16 protein-coding genes are annotated in these 15,095 nt (G+C 57.5%); 11 read left to right on the forward strand and 5 right to left on the reverse strand.

Annotated elements, in window-relative coordinates; translation table 11 throughout:
• Positions 1-833 precede the first annotated feature (833 nt).
• From pcaF to ACR0CZ_RS19980, 7 genes are read left to right on the forward strand one after another with little or no spacing between them, the layout of a single operon-like run.
• Positions 834-2,036, forward strand: coding sequence for a 3-oxoadipyl-CoA thiolase (gene pcaF / locus ACR0CZ_RS19950; RefSeq protein WP_170397739.1), 1,203 nt, complete (start codon positions 834-836; stop codon positions 2,034-2,036).
• A gap of 15 nt (positions 2,037-2,051) precedes the next feature.
• Complete coding sequence (gene paaA, locus ACR0CZ_RS19955) at positions 2,052-3,044, forward strand: 1,2-phenylacetyl-CoA epoxidase subunit PaaA (RefSeq protein ID WP_170397736.1); 993 nt, start codon at positions 2,052-2,054, stop codon at positions 3,042-3,044.
• Between the two features lie 23 nt (positions 3,045-3,067).
• Positions 3,068-3,352, forward strand: a complete 285-nt coding sequence (gene paaB, locus ACR0CZ_RS19960; RefSeq protein WP_170397734.1) for a 1,2-phenylacetyl-CoA epoxidase subunit PaaB — start codon at positions 3,068-3,070, stop codon at positions 3,350-3,352.
• A complete protein-coding gene (gene paaC / locus ACR0CZ_RS19965) occupies positions 3,352-4,119 on the forward strand; it encodes a 1,2-phenylacetyl-CoA epoxidase subunit PaaC (RefSeq protein ID WP_170397730.1) in 768 nt (255 codons plus the stop codon). The genes paaB and paaC overlap by 1 nt, the downstream gene beginning before the upstream one ends.
• Before the next feature lie 6 nt (positions 4,120-4,125).
• Entirely contained in the window at positions 4,126-4,584 is a 459-nt protein-coding gene (paaD, locus tag ACR0CZ_RS19970) for a 1,2-phenylacetyl-CoA epoxidase subunit PaaD (protein ID WP_170397728.1), read from the forward strand.
• A gap of 14 nt (positions 4,585-4,598) precedes the next feature.
• Positions 4,599-5,672 (forward strand): 2Fe-2S iron-sulfur cluster-binding protein, encoded by a 1,074-nt coding sequence (locus ACR0CZ_RS19975; RefSeq protein ID WP_170397725.1) that lies wholly within the window; start codon positions 4,599-4,601, stop codon positions 5,670-5,672.
• A gap of 12 nt (positions 5,673-5,684) precedes the next feature.
• Positions 5,685-6,443, forward strand: a complete 759-nt coding sequence (locus ACR0CZ_RS19980) for a Phenylacetic acid catabolic protein (RefSeq protein ID WP_170397722.1) — start codon at positions 5,685-5,687, stop codon at positions 6,441-6,443.
• Between the two features lie 3 nt (positions 6,444-6,446).
• On the opposite strand, the gene ACR0CZ_RS19985 is transcribed toward ACR0CZ_RS19980, so the two are convergent.
• From ACR0CZ_RS19985 to paaG, 5 genes are all read right to left on the reverse strand, one after another.
• The gene (locus ACR0CZ_RS19985; RefSeq protein WP_170397719.1) at positions 6,447-6,662 is read right to left on the reverse strand and encodes a hypothetical protein; all 216 of its coding nucleotides are present in this window, start codon (positions 6,660-6,662) and stop codon (positions 6,447-6,449) included.
• A 69-nt stretch (positions 6,663-6,731) separates the two neighbouring features.
• Positions 6,732-7,328 carry a TetR/AcrR family transcriptional regulator gene (locus tag ACR0CZ_RS19990; RefSeq protein ID WP_480537273.1) on the reverse strand — a complete coding sequence of 199 codons (597 nt, stop codon included), beginning with the start codon at positions 7,326-7,328 and terminating at the stop codon, positions 6,732-6,734.
• Between the two features lie 22 nt (positions 7,329-7,350).
• Positions 7,351-8,658 (reverse strand): phenylacetate--CoA ligase PaaK, encoded by a 1,308-nt coding sequence (paaK, locus tag ACR0CZ_RS19995; protein ID WP_170397713.1) that lies wholly within the window; start codon positions 8,656-8,658, stop codon positions 7,351-7,353.
• 15 nt (positions 8,659-8,673) lie between these two features.
• Positions 8,674-9,102 (reverse strand): hydroxyphenylacetyl-CoA thioesterase PaaI, encoded by a 429-nt coding sequence (gene paaI / locus ACR0CZ_RS20000; RefSeq protein WP_170397710.1) that lies wholly within the window; start codon positions 9,100-9,102, stop codon positions 8,674-8,676.
• Between the two features lies 1 nt (position 9,103).
• Entirely contained in the window at positions 9,104-9,889 is a 786-nt protein-coding gene (gene paaG / locus ACR0CZ_RS20005; protein ID WP_170397706.1) for a 2-(1,2-epoxy-1,2-dihydrophenyl)acetyl-CoA isomerase PaaG, read from the reverse strand.
• A gap of 200 nt (positions 9,890-10,089) precedes the next feature.
• Between paaG and ACR0CZ_RS20010 the strand changes: the two genes are divergently transcribed.
• From ACR0CZ_RS20010 to paaZ, 4 genes are read left to right on the forward strand one after another with little or no spacing between them, the layout of a single operon-like run.
• On the forward strand, positions 10,090-11,109 hold the full coding sequence (locus tag ACR0CZ_RS20010; RefSeq protein ID WP_170397704.1) for a TRAP transporter substrate-binding protein: 1,020 nt from the start codon (positions 10,090-10,092) through the stop codon (positions 11,107-11,109).
• Positions 11,110-11,163: 54 nt separating this feature from the next.
• On the forward strand, positions 11,164-11,667 hold the full coding sequence (locus ACR0CZ_RS20015) for a TRAP transporter small permease (protein ID WP_170397701.1): 504 nt from the start codon (positions 11,164-11,166) through the stop codon (positions 11,665-11,667).
• A complete protein-coding gene (locus ACR0CZ_RS20020; protein ID WP_170397698.1) occupies positions 11,667-13,019 on the forward strand; it encodes a TRAP transporter large permease in 1,353 nt (450 codons plus the stop codon). The genes ACR0CZ_RS20015 and ACR0CZ_RS20020 overlap by 1 nt, the downstream gene beginning before the upstream one ends.
• 27 nt (positions 13,020-13,046) lie before the next feature.
• A complete protein-coding gene (gene paaZ / locus ACR0CZ_RS20025; RefSeq protein WP_170397695.1) occupies positions 13,047-15,071 on the forward strand; it encodes a phenylacetic acid degradation bifunctional protein PaaZ in 2,025 nt (674 codons plus the stop codon).
• Positions 15,072-15,095 lie beyond the last annotated feature (24 nt).

The following is a 15,095-nucleotide window of genomic DNA, read 5'->3' on the forward strand; positions in this document are numbered from 1 at the left end:
TCGTCAGGCTCATAACCTGAAGGTCGCAGGTTCAAATCCTGCTCCCGCAACCAACTTTAGAAAATCCCAGAGCAGCCCGCGCAGACTACAAACAGTCCACCGGACCGTTCGATTAACGATCAAACCTCGTCAGGCTCATAACCTGAAACTCAGAGGTTCAAATCCTACTCCCGCAAACAAAAAACACCGTGCAACATCAGATGTTTACGCACCGCCCTAGGGCGGTTTTGTTCATTCTGGGACGCCCCCAAAGTAAGCAAATCCGCAAGTTCCCCAACAAGTTTAATCGCATACTTCCGTTCTTCGGGGACCTACTGGGTCTCCGACAGAAGGCAGCGGATGATCGTCATCACCTCGGCTTTTGTGTATAGATCATTCAACGCTTCTTTTCAAAGTTAACTTGATGATTGGCGATGACTGGAGGCAGCTGTTGGGACGAAAGCGGTTAAGTGTCATTCATTAAACGCTATAGGTCAAAACCAGCCAATCCGGTGCGATGTCTGCTGCAGATACTGACGTTTACTGGAACTCCAATCTGAGAATGGCAACCTTTCAAACTGCCTATTCGAAGCGGTCTAAGTACGCTTTCGATTTGTCAAATTTTGTGTTGAAGGAACCCTTATCAAAGGTCTGAGACGGTATTGGCGCAGGTGGTAAGCCGGCAGAGACTACACTTCACACGACCAAGTTACTCGCAGCGAGTCAATGCGTTACGGAAAAATCAAGAAAACGTAGTTGAAGTAACATAATGCTTGCTGCGAATCGATGAGAGGCTTATTAACCGACCTATCGGTCACTTAATGATGTGAATTCAAATTCGGAGTAATCGACCTATGGACGCCTTTATCTGCGACGCCCAGCGCACCCCGATCGGACGATATGGTGGTGGACTAAGCCAGGTGCGCACAGATGATCTTGCCGCCCTGCCAATCGCTTCGCTTGTCGCGCGTAACCCACAGGTGGATTGGTCCAGTCTGGACGACGTGATTTATGGCGATGCGAACCAAGCCGGTGAAAGCAACCGCAATGTGGCGCGGATGGCGGCGTTGCTGGCAGGGCTGCCGGTGGATGTACCGGGAACGACAATCAATCGGCTCTGCGCGTCTGGCATGGATGCGGTGGGCATGGCTGCGCGCGCCATCAAGGCTGAGGATTATGACATGGCGATCGCGGGTGGGGTCGAAAGCATGTCGCGTGCGCCATTTGTGATGCCCAAGGCAACATCCGCCTTTACTCGTACCAATGCCGTTTACGACACCACGATCGGCTGGCGTTTTGTGAACCCGAAAATGGAAAAGGAATTTGGTATCGACTCGATGCCCGAAACAGCGGATAACGTAGCGGAAGCTTATGGTATCAGTCGCTCCGATCAGGACGCGTTTGCCGAACGCAGCCAGGCCCGCTGGGCCGCGGCGCACCAGACCGGGGTGTTTCAGGAGGAGATCACCCCGGTCACAATCCCCCAGCGCAAAGGTGACCCGGTAGTGGTCGACACCGACGAGCATCCACGTCCGGGGACTACAGCAGAGAAACTGTCTGGCCTAAAGGGCATCAACGGGGTGGACAAGACTGTGACCGCTGGAAACGCCTCGGGTGTTAACGACGGCGCGGCGGCGATCCTGATGGCAAATGAATCTGCTGCGGCAAAGAACGACCTGACCCCGATTGCCCGTGTGGTTGGCATGTCCGTTGCTGGAGTGGAGCCGCGCGTGATGGGCATCGGCCCGGTTCCAGCCAGCCGTAAGGTGCTTGCACGGGCTGGGCTCAGCATCGATCAGATGGATGTGATAGAATTGAACGAGGCGTTTGCCTCGCAGGGCCTAGCCACGCTGCGCGAACTCGGGGTGCCTGATGATGCGCCGCATGTGAACCCAAATGGCGGGGCAATCGCAATTGGCCACCCGCTTGGAATGAGCGGTGCGCGGCTAGTGATGACTGCTGCCTATCAACTGCGCCGCACCGGAGGCCGCTACGCGCTCTGTACCATGTGTGTCGGGGTAGGGCAGGGTGCCGCACTTATTCTTGAACGTGTGTAAGGGAGGAGACCTCACATGTACGCTCAGATGATTAAAACAGCCGGATCCGGCGTGAAATCCCGCGAGGAGATGACCGAGCAGGAGCGCGCGTTTCAGGACAAGATCGACGCCGATATCAAGATCGAGCCCAAGGATTGGATGCCCGACGACTATCGCGCGACACTGATCCGTCAAATTGGCCAGCACGCACATTCTGAAATCGTAGGCCAGCTGCCCGAAGGAAACTGGATCACCCGAGCGCCAACGCTGGAGCGCAAGGCGATCCTGCTGGCCAAGGTGCAGGATGAGGCCGGGCATGGGCTGTATCTCTATTGCGCGGCAGAAACGCTGGGTGTCAGCCGGGATGAGATCACCGAGATGCTGCTGGACGGGCGCATGAAGTATTCGTCGATCTTCAACTACCCGACACTGAACTGGGCCGATATAGGCGCGGTCGGATGGCTGGTCGATGGCGCTGCGATCATGAACCAGGTTCCGCTGCAGCGGACGTCCTTCGGACCATACTCGCGCGCAATGATCCGCATCTGTAAAGAAGAGAGCTTTCACCAGCGCCAGGGCTATGATGCGATCCGCAAGATGGCAGAGGGTACGCCAGAGCAGCGTAAGATGGCGCAGGATGCAATAAATCGACTGTGGTACCCGTCGCTGATGATGTTCGGGCCGTCGGACAAGGAAAGCGTGCATTCGGCGCAATCCATGGCGTGGAAGATCAAGATCAACACCAATGACGAGCTGCGCCAGAAATTCGTGGATCAGACCGTGCCTCAGGCCGAATATCTGGGTCTGAGTATCCCTGACCCGGACCTGAAATGGAACGAAGAACGGGGCCATTATGATTACACCGACCCGGACTGGTCCGAGTTTTTCGATGTGATCAAGGGCAACGGCCCCTGCAATGTCGACCGGCTGGCCGCGCGTAACAAGGCGTGGGACGACGGTAAATGGGTTCGCGACGGACTGCTGGCTCATGCCCGCAAGAAACGCGCCGCAAATCTGGCTGCAGAATAAGACTGCCCTGAGGAGGATACCAAATGAACAACGAATGGCCCCTGTGGGAAATCTTCATCCGCGGACAACATGGCATGAGCCACCGCCATGTTGGGTCGTTACACGCCCCGGACGCGGAAATGGCGATCAAGAACGCGCGCGATGTCTACACGCGCCGCAACGAAGGCGTTTCGATCTGGGTGGTTGAGGCCAACAACATCTCGGCCTCAACGCCCAGCGACAAAGGTCCGCTGTACGAGCCCAGCGAAAGCAAAGTGTATCGCCATCCAACCTTCTTCGATATTCCCGAAGAAGTGGGGGCGATGTAATGAGTGTTCCGGTTTCCAATGACGCTTTGCTGCAGTTTCTGCTTCGGATGGGGGACAATACCTTGATCCTCGGCCATCGCGTCAGCGAATGGTGCGGTCATGCGCCTGTGCTGGAGGAAGACATCGCGCTGGCCAATACCGCGCTGGACCTGATCGGTCAGACTCAGATGTGGCTAGGTCTTGCGGGTGAGATCGACGGCGGCAAATCCGCCGATGATCTGGCCTTTCTGCGCGACGCCTGGGATTTCCGCAATGTGCTGCTGGTCGAAGTGCCGAACGGCGACTTCGGCCGCACGCTGATGCGTCAGTTCCTGTTCGATGCGTGGCATTCGATCATGCTGGGGCGTCTGATGACATCCTCTGACGACCGGGTCGCGGCGATTGCCGCCAAGGCCAGCAAAGAGGTCACCTACCACCTCGAACGCTCGGGCGACACGGTTGTTGGCCTCGGCGATGGGACCGAGGAAAGTCATGCCCGCATGCAAGAGGCGCTGGACTATCTCTGGCCATATGTCGGCGAGATGTTTGCCAGTGACGATGTTGATGCAGAAATGGTTGCGGCGAGGATTGCCCCGAACCCGGCAGATCTGCGCGCAGAATATGACGCTCTGATCGAGCGTGTGCTGTCCGAGGCGACACTAACCATTCCCGAAAGCCGCTTTGCCCATAAGGGCGGGCGCGACGGTCGCATGCATACCGAGCATCTGGGCCATCTTCTGACACAGATGCAGTGGTTGCAGCGCGCATATCCCGGCGCGAAGTGGTAAGGATCAATGCGGGCTTCAACGGATCAGGTTTGGGAATGGCTGGACGCTGTACCAGACCCTGAGATTCCGGTGATCTCGGTCGTCGATCTGGGCATTGTACGCGATGTGCGATGGGATGAAAACACTCTGACGGTTACCGTCACGCCGACCTATTCAGGCTGCCCGGCGACCTCGGTCATCAGCATGGATATCGAAACTGCGCTGCGTGATCATGGAATCGACGATCTGCGGATCGAGACAAGTATCGCACCGGCTTGGACCACCGATTGGCTCAGCGACAAGGGCCGTGCTCGGCTCGAGGATTACGGCATCGCCCCGCCGCAGCCTGCAGGTGGACCTGAACGCTGCCCACATTGCGGTAGCAAGGCGGTTGAAAAGGTCAGCCAGTTTGGCTCGACCCCTTGCAAGGCCCATTGGCGCTGCACCGACTGCCTGGAACCTTTTGACTATTTCAAGTGCATCTGAGGGAGGATCACCGGATGGCACGCTTTCATGATCTGGAAGTTACCGATGTTCACAAAACCATCCGCGATGCGGTGGTCGTGACGTTGAAACCTGTAAACGGTTCAGCCGATGAATTCGACTTTACCCAAGGCCAGTACCTGACCTTCCGCCGCGATTTCGACGGGGAAGAACTGCGCCGGTCCTATTCGATCTGCGCGGGAAAGGATGAGGGCATTCTGCAGGTGGGGATCAAGCGCGTGGATGGCGGCGCGTTCTCGACCTGGGCCAACTCCGATCTAAAGGTGGGCGATACGGTGCAGGCGATGCCGCCGATGGGCAGCTTTTACACCGCAATCGATCCCTCCGCCGAAAAGCATTATCTGGGCTTTGCGGGTGGGTCGGGCATCACGCCGGTTCTCTCGATCCTGAAGACGACGCTTGCCCGAGAACCACATTCGCGGTTCACATTGGTATATGCCAACAAGGGCGTGAACACGATCATGTTCCGAGAGGAGCTTGAGGACCTCAAGAACCTCTATATGGGGCGTCTGAACGTGATCCATATTCTGGAAACAGACGCGCAGGAAATCGAGCTTTTTACCGGTCTGGTCACGCAAGACAAATGTGCCGAACTTTTTGAACACTGGATCGATATTCAGAACGTCGACACGGCGTTTATCTGCGGCCCCGAGCCGATGATGCTGGGCATTGCCTCAGCCCTGCGGGCGCATGGGCTGAACGACGGGCAGATCAAGTTTGAACTCTTCGCCAGCGCTCAACCCGGTCGGGTCAAGCGCAAAGTAAGCGGGGCGGACACGGCATCTCAGGACAACCAGACCAAAACATCAATCACCATGGACGGGGCAACGCAAACGATCACCATGCCGAAGGATCAATCGATTCTCGATGCCGCGTTGGAGAATGCGATGGACGCGCCTTACGCCTGTAAGGCCGGGGTCTGTTCAACCTGCCGCTGCCGAGTGCTTGAGGGCGAGGTCGAGATGGTCGCCAATCACGCATTGGAAGACTACGAAGTCGAGAAAGGATACGTCCTGAGCTGTCAGGCCTATCCGATGACCGACACCGTTGTCGTGGACTACGATCAGTAGACGGAGGGAATGATGGCTGAAGACATGACAATCGAGAGCTATTTGGCAGCGGGTGGTGTCCTGAGTAATCCAACTAACGTGCCTCCGCGCTATCGTGCAGAGCTCATGAAACTGATGGCGACCTTCGTGGACAGCGAACTGGCCGGCGCAGCGGGCTTTGCCGACATCATAAATCTGGGCCCGGGCATCAAGGAACGCATCGCGGCGGCCAAGATTGTGCTGGAAAAGACCGACAACGCAGATCGTGTCCTGAAAATCATGGGCGAGTTCGGAGCCAACACTGACCGCTATGCAAATCACCATCCCTGGACCACACGTCTGGATCGTGATGCGGATATCGGGGCTACGCGGTCCGAACACGACATGCGCCTTGCTGTATTCAACTATCCGATCGAAGGATGGGAAGATGCCGTGGTTATGAACCTGCTGATGAGCCAGGCGGTTGACGTCCAACTCGCCCAGTTTTCGCAGATATCCTATCAGCCTCTGGCCGAGGCCTTCCGCGAGATTTCCCCGATCGAGGCGCGCCATGGGGAGCTTGCGCTTGAGGGTGCGGGCAAGCTGATCGAACAGGGAAAGGCTGCAGAAATGCAAGCGTCGGTCGACTATTGGTGGCCCCGGGTCGCGGCAAGTTTTGGGGCGGGCACAGCCGAGAAAACCGAAACGCTCCGCAAGCTGGGGCTGCGGCAATTAACCGGGATTGAGATGAAAGATCAGTGGACAGTAAAAGCGACCGAACAGGTCGAAAAGCTGGGACTTGAAGTACCCTAGCTTTCAAGGTTGGCGTTTGCGGCTCAGCAACCCATACTTCACGGCCAAACCGCGAAGCGTGCGACGCTTTCGCCGATCTTTCTTCAATGACTGCCGGGCTTTAGCACCACATTTCCGATTGAACTCAAAAACGTCAATCACCCGCTCGGCGCAGCCACAGGCTTCGCCCAGACCTACTTTGGCGAAATAGAATTTATCGAAACGATCAGGGCGTTGCATGGGTAACCTCCGCCCTTATTGAACCTCATCCTGACCGCAGAGCCAAATCAACTCTGTGCCAACAAGGGTTCAAAGGCCATCAACACCTGATAATGTCAGATTGCTTACCAACGCGGCGTAATCGCTGCGCGCGTTGGCATCCGCCCCGGCATTCCACATGTAGAACCAGTTCAACATTCCGAAAACGGACATGGTCGTGGCCCGAAGCTTGGCCGCATCATCCTTGAAAGTTGCAGGCGAGATGCTGGCGATGATGTCACTGACGAACACCACCAGATCCCGCTGATAGTCACGCAGCAGATTCTGCTGCTCTTCGGGCAATGCGGACATGCCGCTGGTTTGCACGCGATGCTCATCATCCACGCCTTGATAGGCCAGTAGGATTTCCCGCACCACCCGTTTCAAGCGATCCGCGGGTTCCATCCCGTCAAGGTCCAAGCCGCAAACCTGGTCACGCAATTGCAGCAGGTAACTGTCGAGAATATCAAACAGAATGGCGTCCTTGCTGTCGTAGTAGTGATAGATATTGGCCTTGGATATCCCGCACTCCCGCGCCAGCTGAGACATTGACGCCCGATCAAATCCTTCCTGCGCGAAGACGCGGGCGGCGCATTTCAGGATGCGTGTTCGTTTATGGTCGTGGTCTTTTGCTATCGTGCGCGCCAAATCCTGACCCTCCGTCTGTCGCTTAGCTGTCCCGATTGTCAATCACGCGCCGGGCCTTGCCCTGTGAGCGTTCAACCTCGCCCGGCTCGCCTATATCGATCTCGGTCGAGATGCCAACCACCTCTTTAATCCGGCGAGATAGCATCCGAGCAGCGGCGGTTTTGCTCAGCTCATCGGCTGCATCCGGCGTTGCTTCGACATGCACGCGCATCGCGTCCATCCGGCCAGCTTTATAAAGTTCGATCTGGTAGTAGGGCGCCAGACCGCCGGTTGCCAGAACCTGCTCCTCGATCTGACTGGGGAAGACGTTGACACCCCGCAGAATGATCATGTCATCCGAGCGGCCCGTGATCTTTTCCATCCGACGCATCGACCGCGCCGTGCCGGGCAAAAGCCGCGTCAGGTCACGGGTGCGATAGCGGATCATCGGAAGACCTTCTTTGGTCAGCGTGGTAAAGACCAGTTCACCAATCTCACCATCAGGCATGACCTCGCCGGTCTGCGGGTCGATGATTTCGGGGTAGAAGTGGTCTTCCCAGATCACGGGCCCGTCTTTGGTTTCGACGCACTCATTGGCGACGCCCGGTCCCATGATCTCGGACAGGCCGTAGATATCGACGGCATGCATATCGAATGCTTGTTCAACCTCGGAGCGCATCGAATCCGTCCAAGGTTCAGCGCCAAAGACGCCGACAGCCAAGGAACTTTCGCGCGGATCGAGTCCAATCTTGTGATACTGCTCAAGAATGTTCAGCATATAGGATGGTGTTACCATAATCCCGTCAGGTTTGAAGTCAGTGATCAGGTCGACCTGCTTGCCGGTCTGCCCACCGCTCATCGGGACGACCGTGGCCCCCAGACGTTCGATTCCATAATGCGCGCCCAGACCGCCGGTGAACAGGCCATAGCCATAGGCGTTGTGCACCATGTCGCCCCGGCGCAAGCCGCTGGCACGCAACGACCGCGCCACCAGATCCGCCCAATTATCGATATCGCCTTGCGTATACCCCACGACGGTTGGCTTGCCCGTGGTTCCCGACGAGGCATGAACACGAATGATCTGCTCACGCGGGACTGCAAACAGACCAAAGGGATAGTTTTCCCTCAGATCGTTTTTGTAGGTAAACGGAAACCGTGCCAGATCACTGAGGGACTGAAGGTCGTCAGGATGCACACCGGCCTCATCAAACCGCTGCCGGTACATAGGCACGTTGTCATAAGCATGGCGCAGCGACCATTTCAGCCGATCCAACTGTAGGTTGCGGATTTCATCAATCGAGGCGATCTCGATCGGATCAAGATCCGCCTTGTTCGGAGTAAGATCCTTCATGCCATCCCCCTCATCTCAGGTCTCGTCAAACACCGGACCTTTGACCGCGCGGGAAAAGCCCCGAAATTCTGCGATCTTTTGTCCGGCTTGGTTGGTTATGGATACGTCATAGATACCGCTGCGCCCTGTCAGGCTCAGTTCCGTTGCGCGGGCCGTCAGCAGATCACCGGATCGCGCGGGCGCGACGTAGCTGATCACATTGTGCTGGGCGACCGTGGACTGGTTGCGACTATTGCAGGCAAAGGCAAAGGCGCTGTCGGCCAACATGAATGTCACGCCGCCATGGCAGATCCCGTGCCCGTTGCAGTGATGGTCAGCCACCTGCAACGCCAGCGTCGCAGCGCCTTCATCCATCTCGACCAGTTCCATGCCTGCCCATTTCGAGGCATTGTCCCGCCCCCACATGGCAGCAGCGGCTTTCTGGGCGCGTTCCTTCGGCGTCATCTCATTCTCCCCGAAATTCTGGCGCGCGCTTTTCCAGAAACGCAGTAACGCCCTCGGCATAGTCGACGCTTTCGCCGCAGGTTTTCATTGCGTCCGCCTCAATCTCGAGATGATCGGTCAGGGTATTCGTGGCAGCCGCCTGTATCGTCTGTTTCGTCAGGCCAAGTCCCAGCGTTGGACCATTGGCGAACTGTTCCGTTAGTGCGCGCGCCTCGGTCATTAGTTCAGCGTCTGGAATTGCTTTCCAGATCAGCCCCCAATCCGCAGCCTGCTTTGCTGGCAGGGGTTGCCCAGTCAGGGCCAGCCCTTTGGCTCGGGCTTCACCCAGCAAACGTGGCAGATGCCAACTGCCGCCGGTATCAGGTATCAGGCCCACTTTGGAAAATGATTGGATAAACTTGGCAGAGTCAGCGGCAAGTACCACATCACAAGCCAAGGCGATATTCGCACCCGCCCCGGCGGCAACGCCATTGACGGCGCAGACAACAGGTAATTCCAAAGACCTGATCAGGCGGACCAAAGGTGCGTAGAACGTGCGAACCGTATAGCCCAAATCCGGCGGACCCTCCATCGTGGCAGGGTTTCGATCGCCCAAATCCTGCCCTGCGCAGAACCCGCGCCCCGCGCCGGTTAACAGCACCGCTCGTGCACCACCGTCACGCGCGGCCTCAAGTGCAGCGCGCAGGGCATGGTGCATCTCATCCGTGAAACTGTTCAGGCGTTCAGGGCGATTGAGTGTAATTTCAACCCATTGACCCATATTCTGCGAAATAATCGTGTCGGACATGCCCGGTTCGCTTTTCATAAGTTACAACAAACTTCTTGCATAAACCGAACGGTTGGTCAATAAATTCTATAGCCGTTTGTGACTCGGCGATCGGAAATGCCATTTGGCCAGCGGGCGGAACAGCATTTCTCGTCGTTGATAGTTACAAAACGTACCATTAACACATTCACGACTTGCGATTTTGAGGAGGAGACCCGGTCATGAAATTCACCAAGCTCACCACATTGTTGGCGTCTGCAACCTTGGCGGTGTCCGGCACCATTGCTTTTGCGGCTGACTACACCCTGACAATTTCCAGCTGGGCCCCACCCACCCACGGCATCAACGCAAAGATGTGGCCCAAATTCGTCGAAATGGTAGAGGAGGCCACTGACGGGCAGGTCACCGCAGAGCTTAAGCTGGGTATCGCTCCACCGCCTGCGCAGATGGACCTGATTATGGATGGCGCGGCCGATGCCTCGATTATCTTTCACGGCTATCAACCGGGACGCTTCGTCACCACCAAGCTGATCGAACTGCCTGGTTACGAAGGCTCGGCCGAGGACGCTTCGGTTGCCTACTGGCGCGCCTACGACAAGTACTTGAAAGCTGCTGACGAGCATCGTGGTGTCAAAGTCATCGCCTTGCACACGCATGGACCCGCGCAGCTGCATTCCAGCGCGCCAGTAACCACTCTGGATGAGGTTTCGGGCCTGAAAGTACGTATCCCGGGTGGCGTTGGCGGAGACGTTGGTGCGGCGCTTGGCGCGACCGGCATTCAGGTGCCCGCTCCGAAAGTCTATGAAACACTGGCATCGAAAGCCGCTGACGGCGTGGTCATGCCATTGGAATCGCGCAAGGGTTTCAAGCTGACCGAGGTTGCGCAGAACGTCTATGAGATGCCCGGTGGCCTCTATCGTGGTTCGTTTGCATTCATCATGAACGAAGACACCTTCGCAGATCTGCCACCCGAGCTGCAGACGGCGCTGGAAGAAAACGTATTCGGTGAACCGCTGAGCCGTGAGATCGGCAAAATCTGGGATGAGATCGACGCCACTGGACGTGAGGCAACCGAGGCGGCAGAAGGCAATGCCATCAACGCTGCCACAGATGCGGATATGGAGAAGTTCTCGGCCATCGCCGAAGACATCCGCGGCAAGGTCATCGCCGAGGTTGACGCAACAGGTGTCGACGCTCAGGCCGCATATGACATGATCAAATCGGAAATGTCCTCGAACTGATCCGACTGCAGGGCGGCTCTTGCGCCGCCCTGACTTACCCTGCGCGAGTTTCCCATGACCCCTATTATTCAGCTTGTGCGCCGTGCCAGCGCCCTTCCAGTGATCGTGGCCTGCATTGCACTGTTTATCCTGATGGTAATGACCTTTTGCGACGTGATCCTGCGTTCGGTCTTCAATGCGCCCATTGAGGCCGCCACCGAGCTGACGCGCATTCTGATGGCAATTCTGGTGTTTTCTGTCCTCCCGATCGTCTCCACCACCAATGGCCATATCGCGGTCGATCTGACAGACGGGTTCTTCCACCGTCTGCATCTGTCGCGTGCGCGGGACGTTGTGATCTATGTGGTCAGCGGCATCATGCTGTTCTGGCCGGTCCAACGCGTTTGGGTCCTGGCCGAGCGTGCGCGGGATTATGGGGATGTAACCGAATATCTTTCAATCCCCACCTACCTGATCGGCTGGTTCATTACCCTGTCTGTTGCCATCACTGCACTGGTGATGATCGCCACTGGGCTGCTAAAGGCCTTCGCCCCAAATACACTGTCGGAGCCTATGTAATGACCGCAGCGCTAATCGGATTTGCGATTGTATTGATCTTGGTGCTGGTGCGCCTTCCTATCGTCTTTGCCATGGGTCTGGTCGGCACATTGGGATTTGCCTATGAGCGTGGCGGCTCAATCTTTGATGAGCGCGGGATGAAGGCTGCCATGTCCATGGTGGGCCGACAGATCACCGACACTGCGCAGGACTATGGTCTGTCGGTTGTGCCGCTGTTCATCCTGATGGGCCTGTTCGTGAACAAGGGCGGCATGGCGCGCGAGCTTTATGCGGTGTCCAACGCCTTTCTTGGCCACATGCGCGGTGGTATTGCCATGGCAACGGTTGCGGCCTGTGGCGGATTTTCGGCTATCTGCGGATCGTCGCTGGCAACCGCCGCCACGATGTCAAAGGTCGCGATGCCGCAGATGCGGCGTTACGGCTATTCCGATGAACTCTCGACCGCCTCGATTGCCGCCGGTGGTACGCTTGGCATTCTGATCCCTCCATCGGTCATTCTGGTCATCTACGGGTTGCTGACCGAGACCTCGATCGGGAAATTGTTCATGGCGGGCATCATCCCCGGCATCCTTGGCATCCTCTTCTACCTCTTTGCTGTGCGCTGGACCGTCTGGCGTAACCCCGAAGCCGGGCCCGCAGGCGAGCGCGCCACCTGGTCCGAACGCATCCGCGCGCTGGGTTCGGTTTGGGCTGTGCTGTTGTTGTTCTTCCTAGTTATTGGCGGGCTTTATGGAGCCTTCGATTTTGAGCCCCTAAACCTGACATTCTCACCCACCGAGGCCGCAGGTATGGGGGCCGCTGGGGCCTTTCTGATTGCACTCTTTCGTGGGGGTCTCACGGTTGGCTCGACATTCGAGGTGCTGAAAGAGACCTGCTTTACCGCGTCTGCCCTGTTTGCGGTGCTGATTGGCGCTCAGATATTCTCAAATTTCATCAATCTGGCCGGTTTGCCCGAAGCCCTGATCGCGATGGTGACCGCCTATGATGTGGCTCCGTTTGTCGTGATCCTGATGATCCTTGGTATCTACATCATTCTGGGTTGCGTCTTCGAATCTCTCTCGATGCTGTTGCTGACGGTTCCGATCTTCTTCCCGTTGGTCACGTCTCTGGGCTATGACCCAATCTGGTTTGGCATCGTCGTCGTGGTTGTCACCGAAATCTCGCTGATCACTCCACCCGTAGGCCTGAACGTCTTCATTCTGAAAGGCGTGGTGGGTGACGTCTCGACCGGCACCATATTTCGTGGCGTCACTCCGTTCTGGATCGCCGATATCTTCCGCCTCGCGCTGATCGTGCTGGTGCCCATCGTGGTGCTGTATCTGCCGCAGCAAATGGGCGCTTTGGGACACTAGTCCCACCGCATCAAACAGGAGAACACCATGTCCCTGCATCAGATTTCCAGCTTCGCCGCTGGTACTTGGGTCGCGCCTGGAGAAGGCGCACGCACCATCGCATCCGCCATCACCGGCGCACCATTTGCCAGCGCTGGCAATGCCGCGCTCGACGTACAGGCGATGCTTGACTATGCGCGCAATACCGGTGGCCCCGCGCTGCGCAAGTTAACGTTCCACGATCGTGCCCGGATGCTCAAGGCGCTGGCGCAAGAGCTTTCGGCGCATAAACAAACCCTTTACGACCTGAGTTTCGAAACCGGAGCCACGCAGAAGGACCACCTGATCGATATCGATGGTGGCATCGGCACGATGTTTGTCTTTGCCTCAAAAGGCCGGCGCGAGATGCCGGATGCGCAGGTTTATCTGGACGGCGAAATCGAGCAGTTGTCACGCAATGGCACCTTTTTGGGGCAGCATATCTGCACGCCCTTGCAAGGGGTCGCGGTTCATATCAACGCCTTCAACTTCCCGGTCTGGGGGATGCTGGAAAAGCTGGCCCCGACGCTGCTGGCTGGCGTGCCTGCAATCGTCAAACCGGCTACCAACAGTTGCTACGTCACCGAACTGGCAGTGCGGATCATGCTGGATAGCGGCATCCTGCCTGCCGGTGCGCTACAGCTGGTCTCGGGCGGGTTGGGCGACATGCTCGATCACTTGGATTGTCAGGATGTGGTCAGCTTCACAGGCTCGGCGAACACCGCGTTGAAGCTGCGGCAGACGCCTGCGATCTTGCAGAACTCGGTCCGGTTTGTGGCCGAGCAGGACAGCTTGAACGCTTCCATCCTCGGGCCCGATGCCACGCCCGGCACGCCCGAATTTGACCTGTTCGTCAAGGAAGTCTCGCGCGAGATGACCACAAAGGCGGGCCAGAAATGCACTGCCATCCGACGCATCATCGCGCCCCAGCCGCAGGTCGACGCCATAATTGCCGCGCTGTCTGACCGATTGGCAAGGATCACCATCGGCGACCCCCGTTCCGACACCACTCGCATGGGCGCGCTGGTGTCGAACGGGCAGAAAGCCGACGTTCTGGAAAAGGCAGCTCTGATCGGGCAAGAGGCTGAACGGGTTTATGGCAACCCCGACGCGTTCGACCTGCACGGCCCTGAGACCGGCGCATTCGTTCCCCCGATGCTGTTTTACTGTGCTGACCCCGACAAAGCGCAGCGCGTGCACGATACCGAGGCCTTCGGCCCAGTTTCGACCCTCATGGGCTACCGCGATCTGGATCATGCGGTGGCACTTGCCAATCGCGGGCAGGGGTCTCTGGTCACGTCGCTGATCACTCACGACACAAAGGTCGCGCACAACGTAGTGATGGGGGCCGCAGCCTATAACGGGCGGATTTACATCAACGACCGCGACTCGATGGCTGAATCGACCGGCCACGGATCTCCGCTGCCCCATATGGTGCATGGTGGGCCGGGCCGTGCGGGCGGTGGTGAGGAAATGGGCGGCGTGCGCGGTGTGAAACACTATATGCAGCGCACGGCCATTCAGGGCTCCCCGCGCATGCTCAGTGGTATCAGCACCAAATGGGTGCCCGGAGCGCCCGAAATCCAAGGTCCGGCACATCCGTTCACCCGTAAATTTGGTGAGTTGCAGGTCGGCGAGACGCTGCACACAGCCTCGCGAACCATCACGCTGGAGGACATCGAACACTTCGCCAATTTCACCGGCGATACCTTTTATGCGCATTTGGACGAGGACGCGGCGGCGCGAAATCCGTTCTTCCCCGGTCGTGTGGCGCATGGTTATTTGTTGCTCAGCTTTGCGGCTGGTCTGTTTGTCGAGCCGAACGAGGGGCCGGTGCTGGCCAATACCGGGCTGGACGGGCTGCGGTTCATGAAGCCCGTTGTTGCTGGCGACAGCATCAAGGTGCGCCTGACGGTAAAGCAGAAAACCCCACGCAATGACGACTATGGTGAAGTTCGCTGGCACGTGTCCCTGACCAATCAAGATGACGAACCGGTCGCAGAATACGAGCTTCTGACCATGAACGCCCGCTGACCCGCTGTACTACCTGTTTTTCTT

The sequence above is a fragment of the Ruegeria sp. H9 genome (assembly GCF_056532915.1).